This is a genomic window from Blautia sp. ZXY-1-B12, assembly GCF_056339915.1.
The window spans coordinates 1-4,350 of the sequence record NZ_JBWJVP010000100.1; the positions used below are offsets into that span (position 1 = coordinate 1).

The following is a 4,350-nucleotide window of genomic DNA, read 5'->3' on the forward strand; positions in this document are numbered from 1 at the left end:
TGCACTTTTGCAGCAGTAATTGATACAAATACAGATAAAATCTATGGTGTAACCGTAAATACTACAGACGGAACCAACTATGGCCTGCGTCATCTGGAGAATATCTGGCGTGGAAGTATGCTTTCCTGGGGAACCGGATATACAACAGAAGTTCACGGATGCCCTGTTTCTTCTGCACATTATAAATCAATCATGGGAAAAACAATTGACAGCGTTACTTATTACACAGATAAGGGTATGATCATTTTTGATGTCCCTGATGTAAAGGTGCAGACAACTACAGGAATTAAGGCAACAGTAGCAGATATTATGAATACAGACTCATCTGCAGCAGTTACCTTTGACCAGGCTCTGCCGGCAGACTTCAAGGCACAGTATACTGTAGACAAAACAGTGGTTTCCTGCACAGACGGAAAACTTGCAGTTGGAGCTCTTGCATTGGGAACACATAAGGTTGAAATTGCAGATGCCAGCGGAAAATATGCAGCCATTGTAACTGAATTTACAGTAAATACAGACAAAATGCCGGCTTCTTATGACAGTAACGAGACAAAACTGGTTGCAGCAAAAGGCATTACAGCAGAAGAGTTCTCTGCATACATTAAGAGCATCAGCAAAGTAAAAGTTGATGATACAGAATATGCCGCAACAGGAAGAGGAAGCAAGGTCATTGTAAAAGAAGATGGAACTCTTGATCTCACAGATATTCAGGTAACAGATGCAACTGTATTTGAAATAACTGCTGTAGGATATAAGAATAATCTTACTTTTACTTACAAAGAAGCAGAAAATACATTTGAATTAAATACTTCTTCCAAGACTCTTTATACAAAAGGCAGCACAAAAACCACTCTCAAAGTTACAACAAACCTTACAGATAAAATCACATGGAAATCCAGCAATACAAAAGTGGCTTCTGTAAACAGCAAAGGTGTTGTAACTGCTAAGGCAAAAGGAACAGCAGTGATCACAGCATCCTGCGGAGAATACCAAGTAACCTGCAAGATAACAGTTAAAAATCCATCCCTGAAACTTAGCAAATCTTCAGCAACTGTAAAAGTTGGAAAAACAACAAAAATTTCTGCAAAGGCAACTCCATCAGGAAAGGTTACTTACAAGTCAAGCAACAGCAAGATTGCAACAGTAAGCTCCAAAGGCGTTGTAAAAGGAAAGAAAAAAGGTACTGCCAAAATCACAGTAACCTGCAATGGTGTTAAGAAAGTATTTACAGTAAAAGTAAAATAAACGATAACAGGTAAATAATTCACACAATAAATGACCTCGGATTTTGCTCCGGGGTCATCTTAATGAGAAAAAAACAACATTAGCAGAATCTGTTATATATAGATTTTTGTATACTAAAATGATACACTTTTAAAGTTAGTTATGATTAAGTTTTGCTTCATCCAAAAACAGATATCATATCCGGCAAAATAAAAAAATGAAGGAGAGGAAACAACGTGAATAATCAAAATTTTTATCTGCGTCTGATCGCACTTTTGTTGATCATCATGGCGGTATTTTTCTATAACGGAACAGTAAAAGATAAAGAACAGGCTCAGGATATTGCAGATCTGACTGCCAAAACAGAGAGTCTGGAGAACCAGCAGGACCAGATCCTTATAGCATTAAAGGAAACTTATGAGGAACAGAAAACAGTAGCAGAAAGTAATGCTTCTTCTGATGTATCTTCGGAAGCTGATAATAAATCTGAAAAGGATTCTGCAGAGGATAAAGAAAATGCAGATCAGGCAGATTCTGAAGAAACCGATGATTCTGACAATGTATATAAAAATGGCACCTTCGAAGGTTCAGGAACCGGATACGGTGGAACGATCACTGTTCAGGTGACTCTGGAAGATGATACCATTACAGCAGTCAGTGTAGTCAGTGCACCGGGTGAGGACAGTGCTTATCTGTCACAGGGCGAGAATGTCATAAACAGTGTCATCAGCGAGCAGAGCACAGATGTTGACACCATTTCCGGAGCAACTTTCAGTTCTACCGGTATCTTAGAAGCAGTAAATGACGCATTATCAAAGGCGGAAAACGCATGAAAAAGAAACAACGAAAGGTACGGCTGATCCGTGCCGCCATACAGCTTATATTTTTTATAGCAGCGCCCTCCCTTTTTTCCACAGCATTTGCAGGAATCAAATCCATCTTTCTTGCAATCGGAGGACAGCAGAGCGTAACCTGGAACTCTTTTCTGAATATTACGGCATTATTGTTGATCATTACTATTTTGTTCGGACGTCATTTCTGCGGTTATGCCTGTGCGTTTGGCTCGCTGGGAGATGCTCTGTATGAGCTTACCGCATTTATCCGTGCGAAATGTTTTGGAAAAAAGAAAAAACATGGATATCCGGAAGAATGGGTACACAGATTACAGAAAGTAAAATATGTGATTCTTGCATTTCTGCTTCTTTCCTGCATAACAGGATTCTATTCCAAATTACAGGGAATGAGTCCATGGGATGTATTCTCCATGCTTACAACAGGCAGACTGCCGAAATCTACCTACATTGTGGGAACAGTTCTGCTGATCCTGATCATGGTCGGAATGTGTACACAGGAGCGTTTCTTCTGCCAGTTTCTCTGTCCTATGGGAGCAGTATTTGCAATCATGCCGATCATCCCGGGAGCACTTTTCAAACGAAATCGTCCAAACTGTGCGCCAAAGTGCACTCTCTGTAAGAAGAGATGTCCGGCACATCTGGATATTGACGGCGATACTGCACATTCAGGGGAATGCATCTGCTGTCACGCCTGCACTGCAGGTCTGCCCAAGGAAAAATATTCATACAGGCACTGTTATTGATAAAAATTAGCAACTGCTAACTTATTGAAAAAATTTGATTAGTAAGAACTAACTATATTGGTAGACATACTATCCGTACAGTGATATAGTCTATAGAGTTAGTTGGAAACAACAATAAGAGGATAAGGAATCAGAAAATATATGACAAACAGACGCTCTTTTGTACTGGGACTTTTTATTACAGCCTCTCTTTTATGCACATCCCGGACTGCATGGGGAAACTCTGAAATAAACACATACACCAAAACAGACTTTGCTATGGACACCGTAGTATCAGAGACTCTTTACACAACAGGTGAGGATATCACAGCAGACATAATCTCTGCATTAAAAGATGTGGAAGAAAACTGGATCTCCTGGACAAAAGAAAGTTACTCAGATATATCAGATCAATCAAAATGCCGGGAATACAACAACGGTATCTGATGAAACTGCCACCTGTTTAAAACAGGTACTGGATTTGTCGAAAGTTTCTGGCGGAGCCATGGATCCTACTATGGGAAGAGTGATCCGCCTGTGGGACATTGACGGAGAAAATCCGCACATTCCTTCAGATGATGAATTAAATTCCCTGCTTGAAAATGTAGGATATGACAAGGTGACTCTGGATGGAAATAAAGTTACCATGCCGGAGGGAGTAACTCTTGATCTGGGGGCTGCAGGTAAGGAGATCGGCTGCGATGCAGCACAGAAGATTCTTGATGCAGATAAAAATGTATCAGGCATGATCCTGAATCTGGGCGGCAGCAGTGTTATGAGCTATGGAAGCAAACCCGACGGCTCTGCCTGGCAGGTAGCTGTCACTGATCCGCGGGATACAGAAGGTGATTACCTGGGAGTAGTTACTCTGAATGGTACTGAATTTTTATCTACTTCCGGAGATTACGAAAAATACTTTATAGAAGATGGTGTTCGATATCATCATATACTGGATCCTGCTACAGGATATCCTGCAAGAAGCGGTCTCACATCTGTGACGGTTGTGTGTGATGACGGCCTGAACGCAGACGGACTTTCCACTGCATGCTTTGTACTGGGAAAAGAAAAGGCAGAAGAACTTTTGAAGAAATACAATGCAGACGGACTGTTCGTAGATGATTCTGATCATGTCTAGGTATGACGGAAGGCATGAAAGAAAGATTTCAATTACTGAAAGATACTTATTCCATCGGTGAATAGGTTTATCTTATATAAAGATTTCTGAACTGTCAAAAATTTCAGTTTTCCGGACAGTTTGGAAATATATTTATTGTTACTGTTCACTCCGTTCACAGTAACATAGCCAAAATTCATTCCAGATTGCCTGCGGCAATGGAATTTTGGCTTGTATGTCTCGGGATTTTGGCCCGTCTTATTCAGTGCCAAAACTACCTCAGCGGGATAGTGGTGTGTGAACAGTTGACTACTTATTAACTCATATTCAGGAGGATTTAAAGGTATGCGCAAAGGAAATTTAATCAAAATGGCAGCTCCTGCAATTTTAAGTGCAGCAATGATGGTTTCAGGATTACCGGTTATGGCTGCGGATT

Annotated in this window: 5 protein-coding genes; all 5 read left to right on the plus strand. The window is 40.5% G+C overall.

Annotated elements, in window-relative coordinates:
• Positions 1-1,245, plus strand: a 1,245-nt coding sequence (locus tag AC075L_RS06310) for an Ig-like domain-containing protein (protein ID WP_476387375.1), incomplete at its 5' end; no start/stop codon positions are given.
• A gap of 215 nt (positions 1,246-1,460) precedes the next feature.
• Positions 1,461-2,057, plus strand: coding sequence for an FMN-binding protein (locus tag AC075L_RS06315; RefSeq protein WP_022380703.1), 597 nt, complete (start codon positions 1,461-1,463; stop codon positions 2,055-2,057).
• Positions 2,054-2,821, plus strand: a complete 768-nt coding sequence (locus AC075L_RS06320; RefSeq protein ID WP_476387376.1) for a 4Fe-4S binding protein — start codon at positions 2,054-2,056, stop codon at positions 2,819-2,821. The genes AC075L_RS06315 and AC075L_RS06320 overlap by 4 nt, the downstream gene beginning before the upstream one ends.
• A gap of 141 nt (positions 2,822-2,962) precedes the next feature.
• Positions 2,963-3,247: a hypothetical protein gene (locus AC075L_RS06325; RefSeq protein ID WP_476387378.1), complete on the plus strand. Its 285-nt coding sequence runs from the start codon at positions 2,963-2,965 to the stop codon at positions 3,245-3,247.
• The gene (locus AC075L_RS06330) at positions 3,156-3,935 is read left to right on the plus strand and encodes an FAD:protein FMN transferase (RefSeq protein WP_476387377.1); all 780 of its coding nucleotides are present in this window, start codon (positions 3,156-3,158) and stop codon (positions 3,933-3,935) included. Before AC075L_RS06325 ends, AC075L_RS06330 begins: the two co-directional genes overlap by 92 nt.
• Positions 3,936-4,350 lie beyond the last annotated feature (415 nt).

Bases quoted from the DNA above. Each gene is read 5' to 3' on its own strand.
- AC075L_RS06320 (WP_476387376.1), top strand. From the start codon at position 2,054: ATGAAAAAGAAACAACGAAAGGTACGGCTGATCCGTGCCGCCATACAG.
- AC075L_RS06330 (WP_476387377.1), top strand. From the start codon at position 3,156: ATGTGGAAGAAAACTGGATCTCCTGGACAAAAGAAAGTTACTCAGATA.
- AC075L_RS06325 (WP_476387378.1), top strand. From the start codon at position 2,963: ATGACAAACAGACGCTCTTTTGTACTGGGACTTTTTATTACAGCCTCT.